Origin of the sequence: Adlercreutzia sp. ZJ242 (assembly GCF_011038995.1) — a bacterium.
Classification (GTDB): domain Bacteria; phylum Actinomycetota; class Coriobacteriia; order Coriobacteriales; family Eggerthellaceae; genus CAAEEV01.
Genome location: NZ_JAAKEE010000016.1, coordinates 1 through 21,877, shown reverse-complemented (window position 1 = coordinate 21,877; position 21,877 = coordinate 1). Strand labels below are relative to the sequence as shown.

17 protein-coding genes are annotated in these 21,877 nt (G+C 68.8%); 13 read left to right on the top strand and 4 right to left on the bottom strand.

The genetic code is table 11. The features are described 5' to 3' along the window. Window positions 1-30: 30 nt before the first annotated feature. A complete protein-coding gene (locus G7Y49_RS05590) occupies window positions 31-1,824 on the bottom strand; it encodes a phosphotransferase (RefSeq protein ID WP_241157276.1) in 1,794 nt (597 codons plus the stop codon). A gap of 251 nt (window positions 1,825-2,075) precedes the next feature. Between G7Y49_RS05590 and G7Y49_RS05585 the strand changes: the two genes are divergently transcribed. Genes G7Y49_RS05585 through G7Y49_RS05575 form a run of 3 tightly spaced genes read left to right on the top strand, consistent with a single transcriptional unit; the run spans window position 2,076 to window position 5,358 of the window. Next, the gene (locus G7Y49_RS05585) at window positions 2,076-2,771 is read left to right on the top strand and encodes a glycosyltransferase family 2 protein (RefSeq protein ID WP_165171906.1); all 696 of its coding nucleotides are present in this window, start codon (window positions 2,076-2,078) and stop codon (window positions 2,769-2,771) included. Further along, window positions 2,768-3,304 (top strand): DUF2304 domain-containing protein, encoded by a 537-nt coding sequence (locus tag G7Y49_RS12085; RefSeq protein WP_206214568.1) that lies wholly within the window; start codon window positions 2,768-2,770, stop codon window positions 3,302-3,304. The genes G7Y49_RS05585 and G7Y49_RS12085 overlap by 4 nt, the downstream gene beginning before the upstream one ends. Next, complete coding sequence (locus G7Y49_RS05575) at window positions 3,301-5,358, top strand: DUF6541 family protein (protein WP_370519606.1); 2,058 nt, start codon at window positions 3,301-3,303, stop codon at window positions 5,356-5,358. Before G7Y49_RS12085 ends, G7Y49_RS05575 begins: the two co-directional genes overlap by 4 nt. Before the next feature lie 256 nt (window positions 5,359-5,614). Here G7Y49_RS05575 and G7Y49_RS05565 read toward each other — a convergent pair whose 3' ends face one another. Further along, entirely contained in the window at window positions 5,615-6,496 is an 882-nt protein-coding gene (locus G7Y49_RS05565) for a phosphorylcholine transferase LicD (protein WP_165171902.1), read from the bottom strand. 163 nt (window positions 6,497-6,659) lie between these two features. Here G7Y49_RS05565 and G7Y49_RS05560 point away from each other — a divergent pair, with 163 nt between their 5' ends. The 6 genes from G7Y49_RS05560 to G7Y49_RS05535 all read left to right on the top strand — a co-directional run bounded on the left by G7Y49_RS05560 (window position 6,660) and on the right by G7Y49_RS05535 (window position 15,787). Next, window positions 6,660-7,901: a lipopolysaccharide biosynthesis protein gene (locus G7Y49_RS05560; protein WP_165171900.1), complete on the top strand. Its 1,242-nt coding sequence runs from the start codon at window positions 6,660-6,662 to the stop codon at window positions 7,899-7,901. Window positions 7,902-8,217: 316 nt separating this feature from the next. Continuing rightward, window positions 8,218-9,546 (top strand): LCP family protein, encoded by a 1,329-nt coding sequence (locus G7Y49_RS05555; RefSeq protein ID WP_165171898.1) that lies wholly within the window; start codon window positions 8,218-8,220, stop codon window positions 9,544-9,546. A 97-nt stretch (window positions 9,547-9,643) separates the two neighbouring features. Beyond that, window positions 9,644-10,654 (top strand): LCP family protein, encoded by a 1,011-nt coding sequence (locus tag G7Y49_RS05550; RefSeq protein ID WP_165171896.1) that lies wholly within the window; start codon window positions 9,644-9,646, stop codon window positions 10,652-10,654. A 376-nt stretch (window positions 10,655-11,030) separates the two neighbouring features. Beyond that, the gene (gene thyX / locus G7Y49_RS05545; RefSeq protein ID WP_165171894.1) at window positions 11,031-11,711 is read left to right on the top strand and encodes an FAD-dependent thymidylate synthase; all 681 of its coding nucleotides are present in this window, start codon (window positions 11,031-11,033) and stop codon (window positions 11,709-11,711) included. A gap of 1 nt (window position 11,712) precedes the next feature. Then, window positions 11,713-12,981 carry a DUF1385 domain-containing protein gene (locus G7Y49_RS05540; protein WP_241157275.1) on the top strand — a complete coding sequence of 423 codons (1,269 nt, stop codon included), beginning with the start codon at window positions 11,713-11,715 and terminating at the stop codon, window positions 12,979-12,981. 289 nt (window positions 12,982-13,270) lie between these two features. Then, the gene (locus tag G7Y49_RS05535) at window positions 13,271-15,787 is read left to right on the top strand and encodes a DNA topoisomerase I (RefSeq protein WP_165171892.1); all 2,517 of its coding nucleotides are present in this window, start codon (window positions 13,271-13,273) and stop codon (window positions 15,785-15,787) included. A 14-nt stretch (window positions 15,788-15,801) separates the two neighbouring features. Here G7Y49_RS05535 and G7Y49_RS05530 read toward each other — a convergent pair whose 3' ends face one another. Continuing rightward, the gene (locus G7Y49_RS05530) at window positions 15,802-16,353 is read right to left on the bottom strand and encodes a FumA C-terminus/TtdB family hydratase beta subunit (protein WP_165171890.1); all 552 of its coding nucleotides are present in this window, start codon (window positions 16,351-16,353) and stop codon (window positions 15,802-15,804) included. Then, on the bottom strand, window positions 16,350-17,321 hold the full coding sequence (locus G7Y49_RS05525) for a fumarate hydratase (protein WP_165171888.1): 972 nt from the start codon (window positions 17,319-17,321) through the stop codon (window positions 16,350-16,352). The genes G7Y49_RS05530 and G7Y49_RS05525 overlap by 4 nt, the downstream gene beginning before the upstream one ends. A 188-nt stretch (window positions 17,322-17,509) precedes the next feature. On the opposite strand from G7Y49_RS05525, the gene G7Y49_RS05520 reads away from it, so the two are divergent. The 4 genes from G7Y49_RS05520 to G7Y49_RS05505 form a co-directional block, all read left to right on the top strand. Next, the gene (locus G7Y49_RS05520; RefSeq protein WP_165171887.1) at window positions 17,510-18,685 is read left to right on the top strand and encodes an NADP-dependent malic enzyme; all 1,176 of its coding nucleotides are present in this window, start codon (window positions 17,510-17,512) and stop codon (window positions 18,683-18,685) included. A gap of 19 nt (window positions 18,686-18,704) precedes the next feature. After that, window positions 18,705-19,523, top strand: a complete 819-nt coding sequence (tmk, locus tag G7Y49_RS05515) for a dTMP kinase (RefSeq protein ID WP_241157274.1) — start codon at window positions 18,705-18,707, stop codon at window positions 19,521-19,523. Further along, the gene (locus G7Y49_RS05510; protein WP_165171886.1) at window positions 19,516-20,673 is read left to right on the top strand and encodes an ATP-binding protein; all 1,158 of its coding nucleotides are present in this window, start codon (window positions 19,516-19,518) and stop codon (window positions 20,671-20,673) included. Before tmk ends, G7Y49_RS05510 begins: the two co-directional genes overlap by 8 nt. After that, the coding region (locus G7Y49_RS05505; RefSeq protein ID WP_165171885.1) for a regulatory iron-sulfur-containing complex subunit RicT at window positions 20,651-21,877 on the top strand (1,227 nt) is incomplete at its 3' end. The genes G7Y49_RS05510 and G7Y49_RS05505, both read left to right, overlap by 23 nt.

The window sequence follows — 21,877 nt, the reverse complement described above, 5'->3', positions numbered from 1 at the left end:
GTCGGGTGCCCGCACCTGCCCGTGCTTTCGCTAGACGGCCTCCTCGTAGAGGCGCAGGACCTCGCCGAGGTAGCGCTTGGCGTAGTTGTAGTAGATGTAGAGCCACTCGCCCACGAAGTCGCCCTCGGCTTCCTTCACGAGCGCCCACACGTACCAGCACCAGCCGGCGAGCGCCACGTAGGCGAAGTTGTGGCGTACCTCGGCAGGCGTGGGCTCGCGTCCGAAGTAGTGGGCGAGCGCGCGGCGCGCCTCCTCGTCGGTGAGCTCGCAGCACACGGTGAACGTGCCGAAGTCGCTGGCGTAGTCGGCCATGCCGGCATACTCCCAGTCGATGAGGCTCAAGCGGTCGTCCTCGTCGATGAGGAAGTTGAGGTGAAAGAAGTCGTTGTGGGTGAGGCATGCAGGCGCGCCGTCTGCGTCGGCGAGCTCCTTCACGCGCCGCGCGTCGGCAGCCATCTCGTGGTAGCCGGGCACGTCGATGCTCCCGCGCGCGAGGAGGATGGACTCGTAGCGCTTGCCCTCGGCGTAGAAGTCGAAGGCGCGCTCGACGCTCACGTCGGCGGCGTGCAGGCGGGCGGCGGTGCGCATGGCGCGTGCGAGCTGCGCGTCGTCATGCGGGTCGAGGTGGCGGCAGCGGGGGATGAAGCGCGAGACCTTCCAGCCGCGCACGGGGTCCTCGAAGATGAACGTGCCGTCAAGCCCCAGGTCACGCGCGGCTTCCTGTGCCTTCACCTCGGCGGCGCGGTCGACGAGGTTCTCGGTGCCGATGCCGGGGTGGCGGTAGACGTACTCGCCGTCTGACGTGCGGAAGTGGCATGACAGGTTGGTGAGGCCCTGCTTCAAGGGGTACACGTCGTGGATCTCGGACTTCGCGCAGCCGAGCGTGCGCGTGATGTTGTCGAACACCTCCGAGTCGAGGTTCTCGAGGAAGTGCGGGTCGAACGCGCGCACCTCGTCGAGCGAGTCGAACTCGAAGATCACGCCCGGCTCGTAGCGGCGCACGCGCATGTCGAGCTCCTTGACGTGGTCGAGGTAGAGCTCCTCCCACAGCTTGCCGGCAGTCTGGGGCAGGTCGTACTCAGCGTCGAGGATCTCGACGAAGCGCCGCGAGAACGCGCGGTCGAAGTAGACGTGCCCGATCATGTACCAGGCGTCTGAGCCCCCGACGGTCACGCCGGCGATGCGGTCGCGCGTGCGGGCGCTCGTCTTGAGGCACCACTCCCTGGTCGGCCCCTCGGCGTATTCGGCGGCGTAGTAGGCCTTCCAGACGTAGGGCTCGAAGGGGTTTACGGTGAAGTAGTCGTCCGACGAGCAGACGTAGGTGTTGCCGAGGAGGTGCTCGACCACCTTGAGCGTCGAGTTGTTGTTGCGCGACGCGTACTCAGGGTTCACGACGATCGACACGCCGAAGGCGTCCTCCAGGTAGAAGAAGTACTCCTTCTTGTAGCCGACGACGACGGTGATGTCGGTGACGCCGGCTTCCTGGAGCTGTTTGATCTGGCGCTCGACGAGCACCTCGCCGCGCACCTTGAGCAGGCCCTTCGGCTTCTCGTAGGAGATGGGGGCGAAGCGGGACGAGAGGCCCGCCGCCATGATGACCGCGTTCTCCACCCGGTAGGGCTCAAGCGCCGCGCGCCCGGCCTCCGTCAGGTCGAAGCCTGCCGCGAGGCCCGCTTCCGCGAGCGCGCGGTGGGAGCGGTTCGCCGTTCCGAGCGACACGCCAGCCGCTGCTGCGAGGTCGCGCTGCGAGGCGACGCTGCCGCCGTTCAAGGTTGCGAGGACCTTGAACTCGTTCTCAGAGAGGTTCATATTCAGGTAGCCCATGCCTTCCCGGATGCAAGGGATGTTCAAAACAACGGCTGAGTATACTGGTTTGGAACGCCCTGTGCAAGGAATCGAACGAAAAGAGACGCATTGCCACGGGACGTCGCTTGAAGGATAATGAAAAGCCAGTGTAAAGAGCGCTTCTCATCGGCGCGAGTCCGAGGCTCGGCGTGGGGCGAGCGCTCAAGGGGGACCATTTTGGAGACGCGGCTTTACGGCCCGCCGTCTTCATCCGGGAAGTGAACAGGGTTGTGAGGGAGAAGATACTCGCTATCGTCCCGGCGTACAACGAGGAGGCGAACATCGTCTCCACCGTTGAGGACCTGCGCCTCAACGCGCCGGGGGTTGACTACGTCGTCGTCGATGACGGGTCGCGCGACGCCACGGCTGCGATATGCCGTGAGCGCGGATACCGCTTCGTGTCGCTGTGCGCCAACATGGGGCTGGCCGGCGGCTTTCGCACGGGGATGAAGTACGCCTATCGCAACGGGTACGACTACGCGATCCAGTTCGACGCCGACGGGCAGCATTCGGCCGCCTACATCCCCCACATGGTGGAGGAGGCGGAGAAGTCGGGCGCGAGCATCGTCATCGGGTCGCGCTTCCAGACGCAGAAGAAGCCGCTCTCCGCGCGGATGATGGGGTCGACGCTGATCACGGCCATGATCCGCCTGACCACGGGGCGGACGGTCAAGGACCCCACCTCGGGCATGCGCCTGTTCGACGCTTCGATGATCAGGCTCTTCGCGCAGGAGACGGACCTCGGTCCCGAGCCCGACTCCCTGGCGTTCCTCATGCGTCGGGGAACCGAGGTGTCCGAGGTGCAAGTTGAGATGCGCGACCGCATGGCGGGGGAGAGCTATCTGAACCTCACCAAGTCGGTGTCGTACATGCTGCGCATGAGCATCTCCATCCTCGTCGCCCAGTGGTTCAGGAGGTTGAAGTGACGCCGCCGTTTGCCATACTGCTGATAATCGGCGCGGTCGGCATCTTCGCGCTGGCCCTCAAGAAGATCAGGCGGTCCGAGATCGCCGTCGCCGACTCGGTGTTCTGGTTCTTCTTCGCGCTCAGCCTGGTCATCCTGGCCGTCTTCCCGCGCCTCGCCTTCGTCATCGCCGACGTGCTCGGGTTCCAGTCGGTGGTCAACTTCGTGTTCCTCTACGTGATCGCGGTTCTGCTGGTGAAGATGTTCTACATGACGGCTGAGATCGCGCGGCTGCGCACCAAGCAGGCTGAGCTCATCCAGGAGAAGGCGCTGACTGACTTGGACGCGGGCCGTTTCGGGTATGCGGACGCGGATGGCGCCGCGTCCGGTGCCGCATGCTCGGCCCGGGATGCGCGCGCGGAGGCTGCGGGCTCGCGCGCGGCTGCTGCCGCTGGCGCAGGCGCGGAGGTTGCCGCTGCCGCCGCTGGCGCAGGAGCCGCTGCCGCCTCTGGCTCGCGCGCGGCTGACGCGGGCGGTGCCGGGGAGAGGCGTTGAGCAGCTTGGGAGCTTGGGGGCTTTTCGCCGGGTGCGTCCTTCTGGAGGCGGCCTCTCTGTGGGTCCCGGGATACCTTCTGATCAGGAGCATGCGGGTGAGTCGCCTGACGGCGCTTGCCTGCGCGCCCGTTGCCTCGGTGGCGCTCTTCGGCGCTCTCGGCATCGTCTACGCCAAGCTCGGCGTGTTCGCGAGTTGGGCGAGCGTGGGCGTGCTGGCGACGGCGGCCTGCGCGCTCATGTTCGCGCTGTCGCGCCCGTGGCGCGCGCCGGCACGCCTCGTCTGCGCGGTCGAAGTAGCTGGCGCGCCGCGCTGTTTGCGCGAGCGCTTCGACGCGAAGTGCCTCGCGCTCTACGTGGGCGCAGGTCTTGTCGTGACCACGTGGTTCACCGTGCTTTCGCTGAGCAGCCCCGAGGGCTTCACACAATCGTTCGACAGCATGCACCATCTGGGCATGATCCGCACGTTCGCGGAAACGGGCTGCTGGTCATCGCTCGATGTGGCGACGTACGCGCCCGAGGTGCGCGCGACGACCATGCCCATCGCGGGGTGGAGCTTCTACCCCACGGCATGGCACGTTGCGGCGGCGCTTTCGGCGTCCGCGCTCGGCGCGCCGGTCGCGGTGGCGGCGAATGCGACGAACTTCCTGTTCGCGGGGCTGGTGTACCCGGCGGGCGCCTTCGCGCTTCTGCGCTGCGTGTTTCGCGACAACCCGCGCGCGCTTCTGTGCGGAGCGTTCGCGGCGCTCGCGTTCGCGGCGTTTCCCTGGCAGATGGTGAACTGGGGGCCGCTGTACCCCAACCTCGCCGCCTTCGCGCTCATGCCGTCGGTGATCTGCTTCTTCATGGCGATCTTCGCCGAGGGGGCCGCGCGCGGCGAGCGCGTGGCGGCGGCAGGCCTGTTCGCCGCGGGCATCGTGGCGCTCGCGCTCGCCCAGCCGAACGCCGTGTTCACGGCCGCGGTGTTCCTCATCCCGTACTGCGTGCAGCTCGCCCGCCGCGTGCCGCGCCTTCTGGGCGAAGGCAGGGACACGAGGCGAAGCAGGAACCTGGCCTCGCTTGTGGCGGTGGCGTGCATCGTCGCCATCTGGTGCGCGCTGTTCAGCCTGCCGTTTCTGCGTGAGGTGGTCTGGCACGTGTGGCCCGCCTACGCGAGCCCGCAGACCGCCTTGGGCAACCTGCTTCTGCTCAGCTATCGCGAGACGCTGCCCCAGGTGCTGCTCGGCGTGCTCGTGCTCGCGGGCGCGGCGCAGGCGTGGCGCGACCGACGCTACACCTGGATCCTGTGCGCGTACGCGCTCATGGGCGGCATCTACGTGGTTACGCTCGCCACTGACGGGCTTGCGAAGCAGCTGCTCGCGGGCTTCTGGTACACCGACGCGGCGCGCCTCGGGTCATCGCTCGCGTTCTACGCCGTCCCGCTTGCGAGTCTGGGGCTGGCGCGCGCGGCGCATGCCGCGGCGAGCGCGCGGGTGGTGGGCGCGGCAGGCGGGCGTGCCCCGGCGGCTGCGGCCTGCGCGTGCGTGCTGGCGTTCGCCGTCGTGAGCTTCTGTCCGCTTGGCGAAGGGCCTGTTCGCACGGCGTTCGGCGACCTCGCGCACTCGACGCGTGTCGCCTACGACCCGACGGCCGACAACATCCTCAGTCCCGAGGAGCGCGCGTTCGCGCAGGAGGCGGCGGCGATCACCCGGGGCGACCTCGTGCTCAACATGCCCGATGACGGCTCGGAGTACGCCTACGCCCTCTGCGGCATGAACACCTACTACCGCTACAACGGCCCCTACGGCAAGGGCGACGAGACGCCCGAGAGCCGCCTCATCCGCGAGCAGCTGCGCGGCATAGCGACGGAGCCCGACGTGCGGGACGCCGTTGACGCGGTGGGAGCGACCTATCTGCTGCTGCTCGACCAGGGCGACCCCAAGCTCGAGAGGAGCAGGCACCTGTTCACGTTCGAGTGGCAGCAGTGGCAGGGCGTGAGCGCGATCAGCGACAACACGCCCGGGTTCGAGCCAGTTCTGGCAGAAGGAGACATGCGCCTGTACCGCATTACAAGCTAGCGGCATGGACGCATGCCGCCTGGTTTGATGGAGGTTGGGACAGGTTTTTCTGGCGTGAAGTAATGCCAAGCACCCGGCGGGGCTGGGGCGGTGCTCACCAAGCGAGTTCCGCACGAGCCGAAAGCGCCAGCGGCGCTTTCGAGCGAGCAGGACTGTTCGAGCGACTGAGCTCTGCCCCAGCCCCGCCGGGCGCAGCGAGTGGGATTGTCCGAACGGATGAGCTCCGCTCTCGGCCCAGCGAGCGCAGCAAGCTGGGCTAGGCGCGCCCAGTCCCTTCTTCCCCTTCGTCCCCGAAGCTCAGGCGGTAGGGCACGATGTAGGACTTCTGCCCGTCGGGCGGCGGCGTCATGTACGTCTCCCCGTAGCACAGGCGCATCTGTCCGTGCGGGTCGCTCGGCATGACCACCTGCATGTCCTCGAACGGCGCGCGCGTGAGCGGGTACACCATGCTCTTGGGGTAGATGCTCTGCGAGGGGTCGAGCCCGAACGGCCAGCCGATGTAGCCGGTCTCCTCGTGCTCGTAGGCGCGCGCGGCGCCCTGCATCCACTCGTGCAGCTTGGCGCGTGGGAACACCTTCATGCACACCGACCCCGCGGCGCACAGGGCGTACGTCACCGCGCGCTTGAGCCCGCGGTACGGCAGGTTGGGGAAGGGGGTGTTGCGCAGGATGCACATCTTCTCGAGCACCCAGCACTTCCGCACGAGGCGGCGGCGCGCGCGCTCATCGTCGGGCAGGTTGTCGAAGCAGAAGATGTCGAGGAATATTCCCAGCTCGAAGGGGCAGTCCTTCATGGAGAGCATGCGGAACTCGGTGCCCTTCTTCATGATGCGGCTCGTGCAGAAGGGGTAGCGCGGGTCGATCTGGCCGTTGAGGAGCGAGAACTCGTCGCCGAACTCGAGCGGCACCAGCTCGGCGAGGCGCTCGTAGTCGCGGCGCGGCATGGCGATGTCGATGTCGTCGTCCCAGGGGATGATGCCGCCGTGGCGGATGGCGCCGAGCACTGTGCCGTACACGGCGAAGTACTCGAGGCTGTGCTTGGCGCACATGGCGTCGAACCGCTTCAGGATGTCGAGCTCGACAAGCTGCAGGCGGCGCAGCGTTTGCGGGTCGTAGACCTCGTCGATGGTCGCTTTCAAGATTCGCCTTCCCGGTTGGTAGATCTGCCGTACACGCAGGCGAGGCTGGGCGCGGCGCCGCGGCGCCGTCGGTTTTCCGTGCAGTCTGGTCGCGTTCTCTCATTGTACCAAGGTTTTCTGGGAAAATAAGAGGGTTGCGAGCCGGCTGCGAGGAGCGAGGGAGATGCAGGAGCTTTCGATAAAGAGGAACATGCTGTGGAACTCGGCAGGCTCGCTCGTCTACCTGATGTCCCAGTGGGTGGTGACGGTGCTGGTGGCGCGGCTGTCGCCCACCTACGACGCCGCCGGCGTGCTGGCGCTGGCCATGGCGGTGTCGAACATCTTCGCGCACATCGCGCTCTACAAGATCCGCGCGTACCAGGTCTCGGACGTCAACCGCGCGGTGTCCGCGCACGAGTACGTGGCGTTCCGCCTGATCACCATAGGCGTGGCCTTCGCGGCGGTGGGGGCGTACGCGCTTGCCACCTGCGCGACGGCAGCCTACGCCCCAGTGCTCCTCTACTTGGCGTTCCGCGCGGGCGAGGTGTTCATCGACGTGCTGCACGGCGTCGACCAGCAGAACTTCCGCATGGACTTCTGCGGCAAGTCGCTCATGATGCGCGGCATCCTGTTCCTGGCGGCGTTCGCGGGCGTCTTCGGCGTCACGGGCGACCTCACGCTGGCCATCCTCGCCATGATCGCCGTGACCTACCCGGTGATCGTCTACGACGTGCGCTGCGCGGGCAAGCTCGACGCGCTGCGCCCCTCCATCACCCCGGCGCGCGCCTGGAAGCTGGCGCGGACGTGCCTGCCGGCTGTTCTCGGCGCGGTGTTCTACATCTGCGTGGCCACGGTGCCGCGCCAGTACCTGGGCGCGTGGGCGGGCGACGCGGCGCTCGGCGTGTACGCGTCGGTGTGCACGCCGGCGGTGGCGGTGCAGGCGGGCGCGAGCTACCTCTACGACCCGCTGCTCGGCGTGTTCGCGCAGAAGTTCGCCGACGGCGACCGCCGCGGCTTCTGGGGCCTTCTGGGGAAGGTGACGGCGGGCATCGCGGCGCTGTTCGCAGCCTGCTTCGTGCTGTTCGCGTTCGCGGGCGAGCCCCTGCTCGTGCTCGTGTTCGGCCCGAGCATCGCCGCGCACGTGTACCTGCTGTACCCGGCGCTCGTGTGCGTGGTGCTCACGGCGTACGTGTCGTTTCTGAGCGACCTGCTCATCTCCGTGCGCGACATGCGCGGCAACCTCGTGGGCAACGGCGCGGGCTTTCTGGTGTCGCTGCCGTGCTCGGTGGTGCTCGTGCAGGCGTTCGGCGGGAACGGCGTGAGCTTCGCCGTCTCCGTCGCCTACGCCGTGGCCTCCGCGATCATGCTGGCGTTTCTGGCGCGAAGGCTCAAGGAGGGGCCAGCTCGGGGAGATGCTGCCGCCTGATGGCGGGCGTGTCAGGTCTGGCGGGGCTGGGGCAGGTTGAAGAGTGGGCTGACGATGCCCGGTCCGGCGCGGGCTGGGGCAGAGCTCAGTCGCTCGAACAGTCCTGCTCGCGCGAAAGCGCCGCTGGCGCTTTCGGCTCGTGCGGAACTCGCTTGGTGAGCACCGCCCCAGCCCGCGCCTCCGTTCTAGCCCTTGCCTCGCCAGGCGCTGAGGCAGGGCTTAGCCGCTCGTGTAGAATGGCTGGTCATTTCGTCAGAGTCAGGTTCGGGATGATAAACTGACGAGAGTTTTGCCGACTTTTAAGGAGTAGTTTGTCATGACTTCACCCTACGACAGCGGTTCCCCTTCGGGCGGAAGGCGTGCTCACGTAGGCAAGGGCGTCGCGCGTGCGACGGGCAGCAACAACCCCCGTTTGCAGGCGCAACGTCAGCAGGCGGCGGCACAGCCCGGCGGTGTCGCGCGAGGCCAGCGGGCGGTTCGGGGCGCGGGCGGTCCAAATGCGGCTCAGGCAGGCCAGCGGTCGCGCACGGGATACGCGTCGGGGCCTGCATACAGCCAGGCCGGCTACGTCCCCGCGGCGGCGGGCGGCGGTTACGGCGCGGGCGGCACCTACCCTCCGGGTCAGATTCCCCACATGCCCGTCAAGAAGAAGATGCAGACGTGGAAGAAGGTCCTCCTCGGCATTCTGGGAGGCATCCTCGTCATCGCCCTCGGCGTCGGCATCGCCGCAGGTGCCTATTACAACAACCTCAAGTCGAACATCGGCTTCGACGGCGACCTCTCGGCGCTCAAGGGCATCCTCACCGAGGCCGACTACCAGAAGCCGTTCTACGTGCTCGTCATCGGGTCTGACCACTGGGAGGACTACGGCGCTCGCAGCGACGCCATGATCCTCGCTCGCGTTGACCTCAACAAGCCCCAGATCACGATGGTCTCGATTCCTCGTGACACGCCCTATCAGATCGACGGGCAGAAGGTCAAGCTCAACGAGGTGTTCTCGCGCGAGGGCGAGATCGCCTGCGTCGAGGCCGTGTCGAACCTGACGGGCGTTGACATATCCCACTACGTCGAGCTCGAGTTCGACCAGCTGCAATCAGTCGTCGACAGCCTGGGCGGGGTCATGGTGGACGTTCCCTACACGTTCGACTACCAGGTGTACACGCTCGACGAGCCGGTGGTGCACGTTGACGCAGGGAAGCAGCTTCTCACAGGCGAGCAGGCCATCGCGCTCGCGCGCATGCGCACAGCTTACGAGGCCGGCGTCTCCGAGGACGCCATCCGCCAAGCTAACATCCGAGCGATGATGGTCGGCGTCATGAAGCAGGTCCTGTCGCAGCCCATTCCCTCGATTCCCGGCGAGATCGAGAAGCTCTCGGGCATGATCCAGACGGACATCCCGCTTGACGACCTCGTGAGCTGGGCCACCAAGATGGCGCAAGCTGACGAAGTCGTGCTGTACTCGTGCACGGGCCCCACGGAGGGCGGCATTGACGAGGAGACGCAGCTCTGGCTGACAGACGAGGCTCCCCAGAAGTGGGCCGAGCTCATGAAGGCGGTCGACGCGGGCCAGGATCCCTCGGGCATCGTCGACGTGAGCCAGTCCGCTGACGGCAAGGTCCAGCTTGAGGGGACCGAGGTCCTCTAAGGCAGGCTCGGGGGCATCGGAAGCTCATGTCTTGCCCTGTGAGCTGCATGTTGGGGCGCTGCGGCGCCTGGGATAAGCTTTACGAAAGGATCGGTTCATGGAGAACGTTCGACGGACGGGGCGCCTCGTGCGCGGCGCGCTCATCGTTGCCTCTGCGGCCTTGCTTGCCTTGGCGCTCTGCGGCTGCTCGGGGCAGAAGGAGCAGCAGTCGTCATCTGATGCGCGCGTGTCGCTTGAGGTGAGCGATCACGCTGAGGAGACGGTTGACCCCTATGTGCTGGTCATCGGCGACGACTCGTGGGAGAGCTACACGCCGGGCCGCTCTGACCTCATGGCGCTGCTCAAGCTTGACCCCGCTAACAAGCAGATGTACCTGATCTCCGTTCCCCGCGACACGGCGTACGTCACCGCTGACGGCAGCGTGATCAAAGCCAACATGGCTTACGAGCGCGATGGCGTCGAAGGGGCGCTCGCCGCCGTCAAGGACATCACGGGGGTCGACGTGAAGCAGTATGCGATCATCGGGTTTGACCAGCTGCAGAGCATCGTGGGCTACTTCGGCGAGCTTCCCATCGACCTGCCCTACCCGCTGGACTACTCGTTCTACACCAACGACTACCCCAACGAGGTCTTCGAGGCGGGGGAGCAGACCCTCACGCCGTGGCGCGCGATGGCCCTCTCTCGCGCGCGCACCTCGTACAGCGACTTCGACCTTGACAACGACATGATGCGCCAGGTCGTCGACCGCCAGATGTTCGTGCGCCTCATGGCTGCCGTGTACGAGAGCGAGGGCGGGAGCGAGAAGGCGCTGTCTGACCTGTATCAGAACGTCACGACCAACATCCCCCTCGGCGGCGTGCTCAAGGTCGCGGCGGAGTACGCGTCGATGGACTCCTTCACGGTGTACGGAACGAGCGGCCCGACCTTCGGCGGGATTGACCCGGACACTGAGCTGTGGCTGATCCCCAACGAGCCTGACAAGTGGAGGGCCCTCATGGACGTGGTGGAGTCTGGCGGGGATCCGGCGACGGTCGACGTGCAGCCTGAGGGAAGCGTCCAGTCCGACATTGCTCCGATCAACGCGAAGTACGAGGTGACGCCGGCGTAGTCACCGCGGATCCGCCCGATTCGGCGGGGGCTGGGGCAGGCTGAAGAGCGGGCTGGCGATGCCCGGTCTGGCGGGACTGGGGCGGTGCTCACCAAGCGAGTTCCGCACGAGCCGAAAGCGCCAGCGGCGCTTTCGCGCGAGCAGGACTGTTCGAGCGACTGAGCTCTGCCCCAGCCCCGCCAGACCTCAGCCTCCAAGCGACCCCAAGCATCATCCCGTGTGTCTGCTCGCCGTCGAGGGTTTGCGTTTTGTCGGAGGAAGGGCCGGCCGCGTCCGCGCCGCCGCTATACTGTCAGGAAACGAGACGCGCGCCGTGCCGCGAGTGCGCCGACGCCCGAACCGAGCGCTCGCTCGGCTGACACCCAGGAGGACCTTCATGCAGGTTGAGCTGCTCTACCACACCCCCGACCCCGAGCGGGCCATCGCCACGGCCGCGCGCCTGTGCTACGCGCCCGTCGGCGCCTCCGAGCTCATGGAGACCATGCCCGCCGAGCGCGTGCGCTCGGTGCTCTCCACCATCATGGAGAGCGGCCACTTCTCCACGCTCGAGCACGCGAGCTACACCTTCGCCATCGACGGCGTGTCGCGCGCGCTCACGCACCAGCTCGTGCGCCATCGCCTGGCCAGCTTCAACCAGCAGTCGCAGCGCTACGTGAAGTTCACGAGCGGCCTCGAGACGATCAAGCCCGGCACGGTCGCGCAGAGCGCCGAGGCGAGCCAGGTGTTCGACGAGGCCGTCGAGGCGGCGAAGGAGGCGTACGCGAAGCTCGTCGAGCTGGGGATTCCCGCGGAGGACGCGCGCTACCTCCTCCCGAACGCCGCCGAGACGAAGATCGTCGTCACCATGAACGTGCGCGAGTTGCTGCACTTCTTCGACCTGCGCTGCTGCAACCGCGCCCAGTGGGAGATCCGCGAGATGGCGCACCGCATGCTCGAGCTCGCGCGCCCCACCGCCCCGTACGTGTTCGCCGCCGCAGGCGCGCCCTGCGTGCGCGGCGTGTGCCCGGAGGGCAAGATGACCTGCGGCAACCCGTACCCGAGCGTTCAGAGGGGCTAACGTGGGCGGCAAGGGAAAGAGGAGCGACCTGTCGCGCGCGTTTTCCGAGGACGGCGCGCGCAAGACGCACGTCGGCGGGCAGGCGCTCCTCGAGGGCATCATGATGCGCGGCAAGCTCAACTGGGCGGTCGCCGTGCGCGAGCCGGACGGCGGCATCTACGTGGAGGAGCACGACCTCGCGTCGGGTCGCGCGAAGAACCGCTGGCTGCACGTGCCGCTCGTGCGCGGGTGCACGGCGCTCGTGGAGTCGCTCATGCTCGGCTACAAGGCGCTCGAGATCGCCGCGCAGCATGCGTTCGCCGACGAGGACGAGGACGCGCAAGCTGCGCCCGCCGCCAAGCGCGCTGATGCTGCCGATGATGAGCCCGCCGCCAAGCGCGCTGTCGAAGCCGATGAGGCGTCCGTGGCCAAAGACCAGGCGTTTTCCTGGAAGGACGACTTCGGGCGCCCCGACGCCATGATCGACGCGCTCGGGGCCCAGCGCATGCTCGAGGTGGTGGACGAGCGCGCGCAGGAGGCTCCCGCCGCCCAGGAGCCCCAGGGGCCCAAGGAGTCCTCCGGCGGGGGGCTGAGCGGGGCCGAGATGACCATCTCGCTCGTGCTCGGGCTCGTGCTCGGCGTGGTGCTCTTCATCGTGGCGCCGGCCTTCCTCACCAACCTCATCGTGGGCGAGTACGACCAGAGCACGCTTGCGTGGAACGCCGTGGACGGCCTGCTGCGCGTGGCGGTGTTCGTGTTCTACATCTGGCTCATCGGGCGCATGCAGGACATCCGCCGCATGTTCATGTACCACGGCGCCGAGCACAAGACCATCCACTGCTACGAGCACGGCCTGCCGCTCACGCCCGAGAACGCGCGGCGGTTCCCGCGCCTGCACGTGCGCTGCGGCACGGCGTTCCTCATCATGGTCATGATCATCGCCATCCTGGTGTACACCGTCGTTCCCCTGAACGCGCTCATCGCGGGGCTCGGGGTGCCTGACGGCGCGCCGAAGCTCGCGCTCGTCATCGCGTCGCGCATCGTGCTCATGCCGCTCATCGCGGGCATCAGCTACGAGATCACGGTGAAGTGGGCGGGGAGCCACCCCGACAACCCGCTCGTGAAGGTGATCCTGTGGCCGGGCATGCAGATGCAGTACCTCACCACCAACGAGCCCGACGACGAGCAGCTCGAGTGCGCGATAGCCGCCATGCAGCGCGTCCTCGTCCGCGAGGAGGCCGCAGCCGCGGCCGCGCAGGCCGCAGCTTCCCCGGAGGCCGCCGCTGCGTAAGCCATCCCGGCCGCGGAGGCCGCACTGGCCGCGCAATCTTCCCTGGAGGCCGCACAGGCTGCCCAGTCTGCCTCCTGAAAGTTGGCATTTGCGGGATTTCCCCAGCCGCGCGGCTAAATCGTGTATGCTATCGCATGCTGCGCCGACCGAGCGCAGCCTCGCCGTCGGCCCCGCCGAAGGCGAGCCATCCCCGCACACGTTAATAAACAAGTGGGGTCATCGTGTGATTGAGCGCCGCGGCTTGCCTTCACGTGCAGGCTTGGAGCGGCAGACGAGAAGGAGGAACCGCGTGAAGCTGGTGGTAACCGAGAAGAACGACGCGGCCCAGAAGATCGCCGACTTGCTCGGCGCGACGAAGCCCAAGTCCGACAAGGTGTTCAACACGCCGGTGTACCGGTTCGAGCTCGACGGTGAGGAGTGGGTGACCATCGGATTGCGCGGCCACATCCTCGAGCCCGACTTCGCGCCGCAGCTCGTGTACAAGAAGCGCGGCGGCTGGCAGGGCGTCACCGCCGACGGCGAGGTCGTCCCCGCCAGCATTCCCTCCACGCTCGCGCGCCCGCCCTTCAAGAAGAAGAAGCCCTTCACCGAGGACGGCGTCGACCTCAAGGGCTGGAAGATGGAGGCGCTGCCGTACCTGGCGTACGCGCCCATCGAGAAGCTGCCCAAGGAGAAGGACATCATCCGCAGCTTGAAGAACCTCGCGAAGAAGGCCGACTCCATCGTCATCGCTACCGACTTCGACCGCGAGGGCGAGCTCATCGGCTCGGACGCGCTTTCGTGCTGCCGTGAGGTGAACAAGACCGCCCCCGTGAGCCGCGCGCGCTACTCGGCGTTCACGAAGCCCGAGATCCAGGGCGCGTTCTCGAACTTGGTGGAGATGGACGACAACCTGGCCGCCGCCGGCGCCTCGCGCCAGGACATCGACCTGATCTGGGGCGCGGCGCTCACGCGCTACCTCACGCTCGTGAAGTTCGCGGGCTACGGCAACGTGCGCTCCTCAGGGCGCGTGCAGACCCCCACGCTCGCGCTCATCGTGGCGCGCGAGCGCGAGCGCATGGCGTTCGTCCCGCAGGACTACTGGGTGATCAAGGGCGCCTTCGACGCCGCCGCGCAGGTCGGCCCCACCGACGGGGCGGGGGAGGGAGCCTTCGAGGCGGGGCACGCCACGGCGCGCTTCAAGTCCGAGGCCGAGGCGACCGCGGCCATGGAGCACGTGGCGGGCGCCGCAAGCGCGCGCGTGGCCTCCGTGGAGAAGAAGAAGCGCCGCGTGCCGCCGCCCGTGCCGTTCAACACCACCGCGCTCATGGCCGCGGCCTCGGCCGAGGGCCTCACGCCCGCGCGCACCATGCGCATCGCCGAGAGCCTCTACATGGACGGCTACATCTCCTACCCCCGCGTCGACAACACGGTGTACCCCGCGTCGCTCGACCTCGCCGAGGTGGTGCGCACCATCGCGGGCAACCCGGCGTACGCCCCCACGTGCAAGGCGCTGCTCGCGAAGGGCAAGCTCACCGCCACGCGCGGCAAGAAGGAGACCACCGACCACCCGCCCATCTACCCTACGGCGAAGGCCACGCCGGACGACCTGCCCGCCGCCGAGTACAAGCTCTACAACCTGGTGGCGCGGCGCTTTCTGGCCACGCTGTCGGACGCGGCCGTGGTGGAGGGCACCAAGGTCACGCTCGACGTGGCCGGCGAGCCCTTCGTGGCCAAGGGCGACGTGCTCGTGCAGGCGGGCTTCCGCAGCATCTACCCCTACGGGCTGAAGAAGGACGAGCAGCTGCCCGCCCTCGAGCAGGGCGCGCAGGTGGCCTTCAACGGCGCCACCTGCACCAAGAAGCAGACCGAGCCGCCGGCGCGCTACAGCCAGGGCAAGCTCATCCAGGAGATGGAGAAGCTGGGGCTGGGCACCAAGTCGACGCGCCACTCGATCATCGAGCGCCTCTACGCGGTGAAGTACGTGCAGAACGACCCCATCGAGCCCTCGCAGCTCGGCATCGCGGTGATCGACGCGCTCGACAAGTTCGCGCCGCACATCACGCATCCCGACATGACGGCAGAGCTCGAGGAGGAGATGGACAACATCGCCGAGGGCAAGACCACGCGCGAGGCCGTGGTGAGCACCTCGCGCGACCTTCTGGCCCAGCAGCTGGCCGACCTCATGCCGCACTCCGAGGAGGTCAAGGACGCGCTCGCCGACGCCGTGGCGGCTGACGCCTACGTGGGGCCGTGCCCCAAGTGCGGGCGCGACCTGCAGCTGCGCGCGAGCCAGAAGACGAAGTCCATGTTCATCGGGTGCGCCGGCTGGCCCGACTGCGACGTGACCTACCCGCTGCCGAAGGGCAAGGTGGAGTCCGTGCCCGAGGCGTGCCCCACCTGCGGCATGCCGCAGGTGAAGGTGACGGCCTTCCGCACGAAGCCGCGCACCGTGTGCATCGACCCCGCCTGCCCCACCAACCAGGAGCCCGAGGTGATGGTGGGCCTGTGCCCGAACTGCGGCGACAGGGGCGTCGACGCCAAGCTCATCGCGCGGCGCAACCCGCGCACGCTCAAGCGCTCGATCACCTGCGAGAACTTCGAGACGTGCCAGACGCGCTACCCGCTGCCCCAGTACGGCAAGCTCACCGCCACCGACGAGGCGTGCGAGCACTGCGGCGCGCCGATGGTGATCGTGACCACCGCGCGCGGCCCGTGGAAGCTCTGCCCGAACTTCGACTGCCCCGGCAAGGCCGAGGAGGAGAAGAAGAAGGCGGCGAAGAAGCCTGCCGCGAAGAAGAAGGCTCCTGCGCGCAAGAAGAAGTAGCGAAGCTCGTGCCCCTACTGCGCGGCTTGCTCGATGGCGCGGTAGAGGTCGCCGCCGCGGGCGTCGACGGCGACGAAGGCGGGGAAGTCCTCGAGCTCAAGGCGGCGCAGCGCCTCGGTGCCCAAGTCCTCCCAGGCCACGAGCTCGCTCTTCGCCACATGCGTGGCCAGGAGCGCCGCGATGCCGCCCACGCACGCGAAGTACACGCTGCCCGTCGCGCGGCATGCCTCCACTACCTCGGGCGAGCGCTTCCCCTTGCCGACGCACGCCACGATGCCGGCCTCCATGAGCGTTGGCGTGGCGAAGTCCATGCGGCTCGCGGTGGTGGGCCCGACCGACCCCAGGGGACGGCCGGCAGCTGGCGGGGTGGGCCCGGCGTAGAAGAGCGTGGCGCCCTCAAGGCCGAAGGGCAGCGCCCCGTCGGCGCGCAGGGCCTCGAGCGCGCGCGCATGCCCCGCATCGCGCATGGTGTACACGGGGCCGGAGAGGAGCACCTCGTCGCCGATGCGCAGATCCGCCACGTCCTCACGCGCCAGCGGCAGCGTCAGCTTGATCGGGTCGCTCATCGCGCGCCTCCTTTCGCCCGAGGGCCTTCGCCGGCCTCAGCGCCCGCAGCTCCTGCGGCGTCGGCGGCGCAGGCGGCGGTGCCGCCGTCCCACGGCACGAGCTCGACCGACTTCGAGCGCATGGCGCAGCAGCCCATGTTCACCGCCACCGGCAGGGCGGCGATGTGGCAGGGCGCCGTCTCGAGGTGCACGGCGAGCGCGGTGGGCGAGCCGCCGAGCGCCGCCGGTCCGATGCCGAGCGCGTTCACCTCGTCGAGCAGCTCGCGCTCGAACGCCGCGGCCTCCTCGCTCTGCGCGGGGGAGCCCACCGCGCGCAGCAGCGCGTGCTTCGCGAGGCCCGCGACCTTGTCGAACGTGCTGCCCACGCCGAGGCCGACCACGAGCGGCGGGCAGGCGTTCGCGGCCTTCTCGCGCACGCAGTCGAGCACCACCTTGCGCACGCCGTCCGCGCCGGCACCCGGCGGCAGCATGACCACGCGGCTCGCGTTGTCCGAGCCGCCGCCCTTGAGCAGCACGTGCAGCGTGGCGCCGGCGCCGCTCACCAGCTTGACCTCGCAGAACGCAGGCGTGTTGTCGCGCGTGTTCGTGCGGTCGAACAGCGCGTCGGCCAGCACGCTCATGCGCAGCCGCCCGTCGGCGTAGGCGCGCGCCACCGCGTCATCCACCTGCGAGAACACGTTGCCGGGGACTGCGAGCTCGCTTCCGACCTCCAAGCACACCCACACGGTGCCCGTGTCCTGGCAGATGGGCACGGCGTCAGCCTCGCCGATGGCCGCGTTCTCCAGGATCTGCCCAAGGACGCTGGCGCCCTTGTCCGAGTCGCCGGCTCGCAGGCTGTCGAGCGCCGACTTGACGGCACGTCTGAAGTCGGGGCGCAGCGTGGTGGCGCATTCACGGATGGCGTCGTAGGTTGCCGACGCCACGCGCTCAGGCGAGAGCGCGGGCGCGGTTTGGTTGCCTTGCGGCATAGGTCTCTCCCTCATCGCTCGGTGCTTTTGCCCGCAGGAGCAGGCATGTCCTCTGTGAATAGTGTAATCCATGCGTGACCTCGCGGGCGCGCAAAGGCATAAGGTATACAATATCGAGGTTAAGTAGGAAAACGAAGCAAACGCGACGGCGCTCGGGCGCCGCCGTTTCACGATAGCGAGGAAAACCCATGGACATCGCAGAAGAGTCGCTTGGTCTGCACGAGCAGTGGCGCGGCAAGATCGCCACCACGCCGAAGATGGACATCGCCACGCGCCATGACCTGGCGTGCGCCTACACGCCCGGCGTGGCCGAGTCCTGCAAGGTGATCGCGAAGAACCCTGACGCCGCCTACGACTACACCATCAAGTCGAACACCGTGGCCGTGGTCTCCGACGGCAGCGCGGTTCTGGGACTGGGCAACATCGGGCCTCTGGCCGCCATGCCGGTCATGGAGGGCAAGGCGGCGCTGTTCAAGACGTTCGGCGGCGTGGACGCGTTCCCCATCTGCCTCGACACGCAGGACACCGAGGAGATCATCAAGGCGTGCATCCAGATCGCGCCGGCGTTCGGCGGCATCAACCTGGAGGACATCTCGGCGCCGCGCTGCTTCGAGATCGAGGCGCGCCTGAACGACGCGCTCGACATCCCGGTGTTCCACGACGACCAGCACGGCACCGCCATCGTGGTGCTCTCGGGCATCATCAACGCGCTGCGCCTGGTGGGCAAGAGCAAGGAGGACGCGCGCGTGGTGGTGAACGGCGCGGGCTCGGCGGGCATCGCCATCGCGAAGCTGCTGCTGTCCTACGGCTTCACCACGCTCACCATGTGCGACCGCGCGGGAATCCTGTGGTCGGGCTACGAGGGGATCAACGGCGCCCAGCGCGCCATGCTCCAGTGGACGAACCTCGAGGACGAAAGCGGCACGCTCGCCGACGCCATGCGCGGGGCCGACATCGTCATCGGCGTGTCGGCGCCCGGTGTCATCAGCCAGGACATGGTGGCCTCCATGGCGCCGGACGCCATCGTGTTCGCCATGGCCAACCCCACGCCCGAGATCTTCCCCGACGAGGCGAAGGCCGCGGGCGCGCGCGTGGTGGGCACGGGGCGCTCGGACTTCCCGAACCAGGTGAACAACGTGATCGCGTTCCCCGGCATCTTCAAGGGCGCGCTCGAGGCGCGCGCCGAGCGCATCACCGAGCCCATGAAGCTCGCGGCGGCCGAGGCGCTCGCGTCGCTCGTGTCCGACGAGGAGCTCTGCGAGGACTTCATCATGCCCGACCCGTTCGACCCGCGCGTGGCCGAGTGCGTGGCGCGCGCGGTGCGCACCTGCGCGCTCGAGGCTCGCGCCGCGAGCCGCGCCTAGGCGCGGGCACGGAGCGCGCATGGGCATGACCGCATCCGCACCAAGCAGCCGCGGCGTCTTCGTCACCTTCGAGGGGGGAGACGGCGCGGGCAAGACGACCCACATCGGGTTTCTGGCCGACGCCCTGGAGGAACGGGGCGCGGAGGTGGTGCGCCTGCGCGAGCCGGGCGGCACGCCGGTGGGCGAGGCGCTGCGCGCGGTGGTGCTCGACCCCGCGCACGAGAGCTTGGCGGACGAGGCGGAGCTGCTCATCTACGAGGCCGCGCGCGCCCAGATCGTCGCCGAGGTGATAGAGCCGGCGCTCGAGCGCGGCGCGGTGGTCCTGTGCGACCGCTTCCTCGACTCCACGGTGGCCTACCAGGCGTTCGGCCGCGGGCTCGACCGCGCGTTCGTGGACGCGGCCAACCGCTTCTCCACGCGCGGGATCATGCCCGACCGCACGCTGCTCATGACGTGCGGGGGCCCCGAGGAGGGGCTCGTCCGCGTGGGCGCGCGCCGCGCCGCCGCCGACCGGCTCGAGCAGGCGGGCGCGGCGTTCCACGAGCGCGTGGCGGCGGGCTTCGCGGCCATTGCGCAGGAGGACTCCGCGCGCGTGAGGGTCATCAGCTCGGACGGCCCGCGCTCGGTCACGGCGGCGATGATCTTCCACGCGCTGAGCGACCTGTTCCCCTGGATGGCCGACGCGCGCATCTGCGACGAGGAGTACTTCGCCGTGCTCGACGTGCCGGGCGGGCGCGCTGCGGGCGCGACGCCCCGGGCTTCCCAAGCAGGCGCGACGTCCCGGGCGTCCCAGTCCCCGCGAGCTTCCCGGTCGTCCCAGGAGCGCGCCCGTGGCTGACGCGTTCGAGAACATACTCGGCCAGCCGAAGGTGCGCGACTTCCTGCGCACGAGCGTGAAGTCCGAGCGCGTGACGCACGCGTACCTGTTCACGGGCCCGGCGGGCTCGAACAAGACGGCGGCCGCCTACGCCCTCGCCCAGGCGCTCATGTGCCCGAAGGGCCCGCGCGGCCCGCGCGGCGGCATGTGCGGCGCGTGCGACGCCTGCGCGCGCATCAAGCGCCAGAAGCACCCCGACGTGCGCTTCTTCGCGCCGGCGGGCGCGTCGGGCTACCTCGTCGAGCAGATCCGCGAGATCGTGGCCGACACGGCGCTCGCCCCCATCCAGGCCCAGAAGAAGGTCTACATCCTCGACCGCGTCGACCTGCTCGGCACGAGCGCGGCCAACGCGTTTCTGAAGACCCTCGAGGAGCCCCCGGCCGACGTGGTGCTCATCCTGCTCGGCCGCACGCGCGAGAGCGTGCTGCCCACCATCCTCTCGCGCTGCCAGGTGGTGCCCTTCCGGCACATCCCGGCCACCGAGGCGGCGGGCATCGTGAGCCAGAACACGGGCGCGCCCGTCGCGCAGGCGCGCATGGCCGTGGAGGCGTGCGGCGGCTCCATCACGCGCGCCATCGAGTTTCTGCGCGCGCCGGGAAACGAGCGGCTGGCCTTCCGCGGCGAGGTGCTCGCGGTCATGGCGTCGCTCGCGCACGCCGACGACTGGGACGTCATCGGGTACGCGCGCACGCTCGTGGAGAAGTCGAAGGCGCCGCTCGACGAGGTGCGCGCCGCCCAGGAGGCCGAGCTGGCCGAGAACGCCGACTTCCTCGCGAAGTCGGCCATCCGCCAGATCGAGGCGCGCAACAAGCGCCAGATCACGGCGAAGACGAGCGAGTACCTGCGCCAGACCACCGCGATCATCGGCTCGTGGCTGCGCGACGTGTGCGCCACGTGCGCGGGCGCGCCCGAGCTGGTCATCAACGTCGACGCGCGCGAGAGCATCGAGGCCGCCGCGCGCACCTCCGACGTGGCCCGCGCGTCGCGCGCGCTGTCCTGCGTGCGCGTGGCCGAGCAGGCGCTTGCCTATAATGTATCCCCAGAAACGTGCATCGACGCGTTGCTGTTCGAAGTGAGAGAGGTTCTGCATGGTTCGGGTCGCACCGATTAATCTTGCCTACAATCCCCGCACGCTGTGGTTCGACCCCGGCGAGCTCGACGTGCCCAAGGGCGCGCCCGTGGTGGTCGACACCGCGCGCGGCACCGAGTTCGGCAGGGCGGCCAGCGACGTGATCGAGGTGCCGCACGCCGAGATAAAGGCCCTGAAGACCCCGCTGCGCCGCGTGCTGCGCCTCGCCACCGACGAGGACGTCGAGCGGTCGCGCGAGATGGAGAAGCGGGGCCGCGAGGCGCTGCCCGTGTTCAAGCGCATGGTGGCGGAGGCGAGCGCCGAGATGCACCCGGTGTCGGTGGAGTTCCTGCTCGACGGCGACAAGGCCGTCTTCTACTTCGAGGCCGAGGACCGCATCGACTTCCGCGACCTGGTGCGCAAGCTGGCCGCGCACTTCCACGTGCGCATCGACATGCGCCAGATCGGCGTGCGCGACGAGGCGCGCATCGTGGGCGGCCTGGGCCACTGCGGGCAGGAGCTGTGCTGCAAGCGCATGGGCGGCGAGTTCAACCCGGTGTCCATCCGCATGGCCAAGGAGCAGGACCTCTCGCTGAACCCTCAGAAGATCTCGGGTCTGTGCGGGCGCCTCATGTGCTGCCTGCGCTACGAGTACGACGCCTACAAGGACTTCAAGTCGCGCGCGCCGAAGGCCAACGCCACCGTGCAGACGCCCGCGGGGCCGGCCAAGGTGGTCGAGCTCGACGTGCCGCGCGAGGTGGTGTCGCTGAAGGTGGAGGGCGAGAAGCCCGTGAAGGTGCCGCTTGCCGACTTCGACGAGCCCGAGGAGGGCGCGCGCCCGAGCGTCGTGGGCGACGACGCGTGGGACGCCGCCACCGCCGACGCGTCATCAGGCTACGCCTCCGATCCGGTGACGTTCCTCACCTCGCAGTTCACCGGCTCCGACAAGCTGGCCGAGGCCGGCTCGGTGCGCCGCACGCCGGGCGGCAAGGCGAAGCGCTCCGAGGGCGGCAAGGGCTCTGCGGGCTCCTCGGCGAAGTCGCGGGGACGCGGCGGCTCGCGGGGACGCGGCGGGGCCGCCGCGCACGGCGGGTCGGCCTCCGCGGCTGACGAGACGCGCAAGCCGCGCCGCCGCCGCTCCACCAAGATCGCGGCGGGGGAGGGCGCGCAGACCGTCAAGGTCGAGCATCCCGAGCGCTCCGAGCGCGGGGAGCGTCCCGAGCGCCCCAGCCGCGCCGAGCGCGCC

Excerpts from the sequence above, each read along its gene's own strand:
- G7Y49_RS05590 (WP_241157276.1), bottom strand. The coding sequence starts at position 1,824 with ATGGGCTACCTGAATATGAACCTCTCTGAGAACGAGTTCAAGGTCCTC.
- G7Y49_RS05560 (WP_165171900.1), top strand. The coding sequence starts at position 6,660 with ATGCAGGAGCTTTCGATAAAGAGGAACATGCTGTGGAACTCGGCAGGC.
- G7Y49_RS05555 (WP_165171898.1), top strand. The coding sequence starts at position 8,218 with ATGACTTCACCCTACGACAGCGGTTCCCCTTCGGGCGGAAGGCGTGCT.
- G7Y49_RS05550 (WP_165171896.1), top strand. The coding sequence starts at position 9,644 with ATGGAGAACGTTCGACGGACGGGGCGCCTCGTGCGCGGCGCGCTCATC.
- thyX (WP_165171894.1), top strand. The coding sequence starts at position 11,031 with ATGCAGGTTGAGCTGCTCTACCACACCCCCGACCCCGAGCGGGCCATC.
- G7Y49_RS05530 (WP_165171890.1), bottom strand. The coding sequence starts at position 16,353 with ATGAGCGACCCGATCAAGCTGACGCTGCCGCTGGCGCGTGAGGACGTG.
- G7Y49_RS05525 (WP_165171888.1), bottom strand. The coding sequence starts at position 17,321 with ATGCCGCAAGGCAACCAAACCGCGCCCGCGCTCTCGCCTGAGCGCGTG.
- G7Y49_RS05520 (WP_165171887.1), top strand. The coding sequence starts at position 17,510 with ATGGACATCGCAGAAGAGTCGCTTGGTCTGCACGAGCAGTGGCGCGGC.
- tmk (WP_241157274.1), top strand. The coding sequence starts at position 18,705 with ATGGGCATGACCGCATCCGCACCAAGCAGCCGCGGCGTCTTCGTCACC.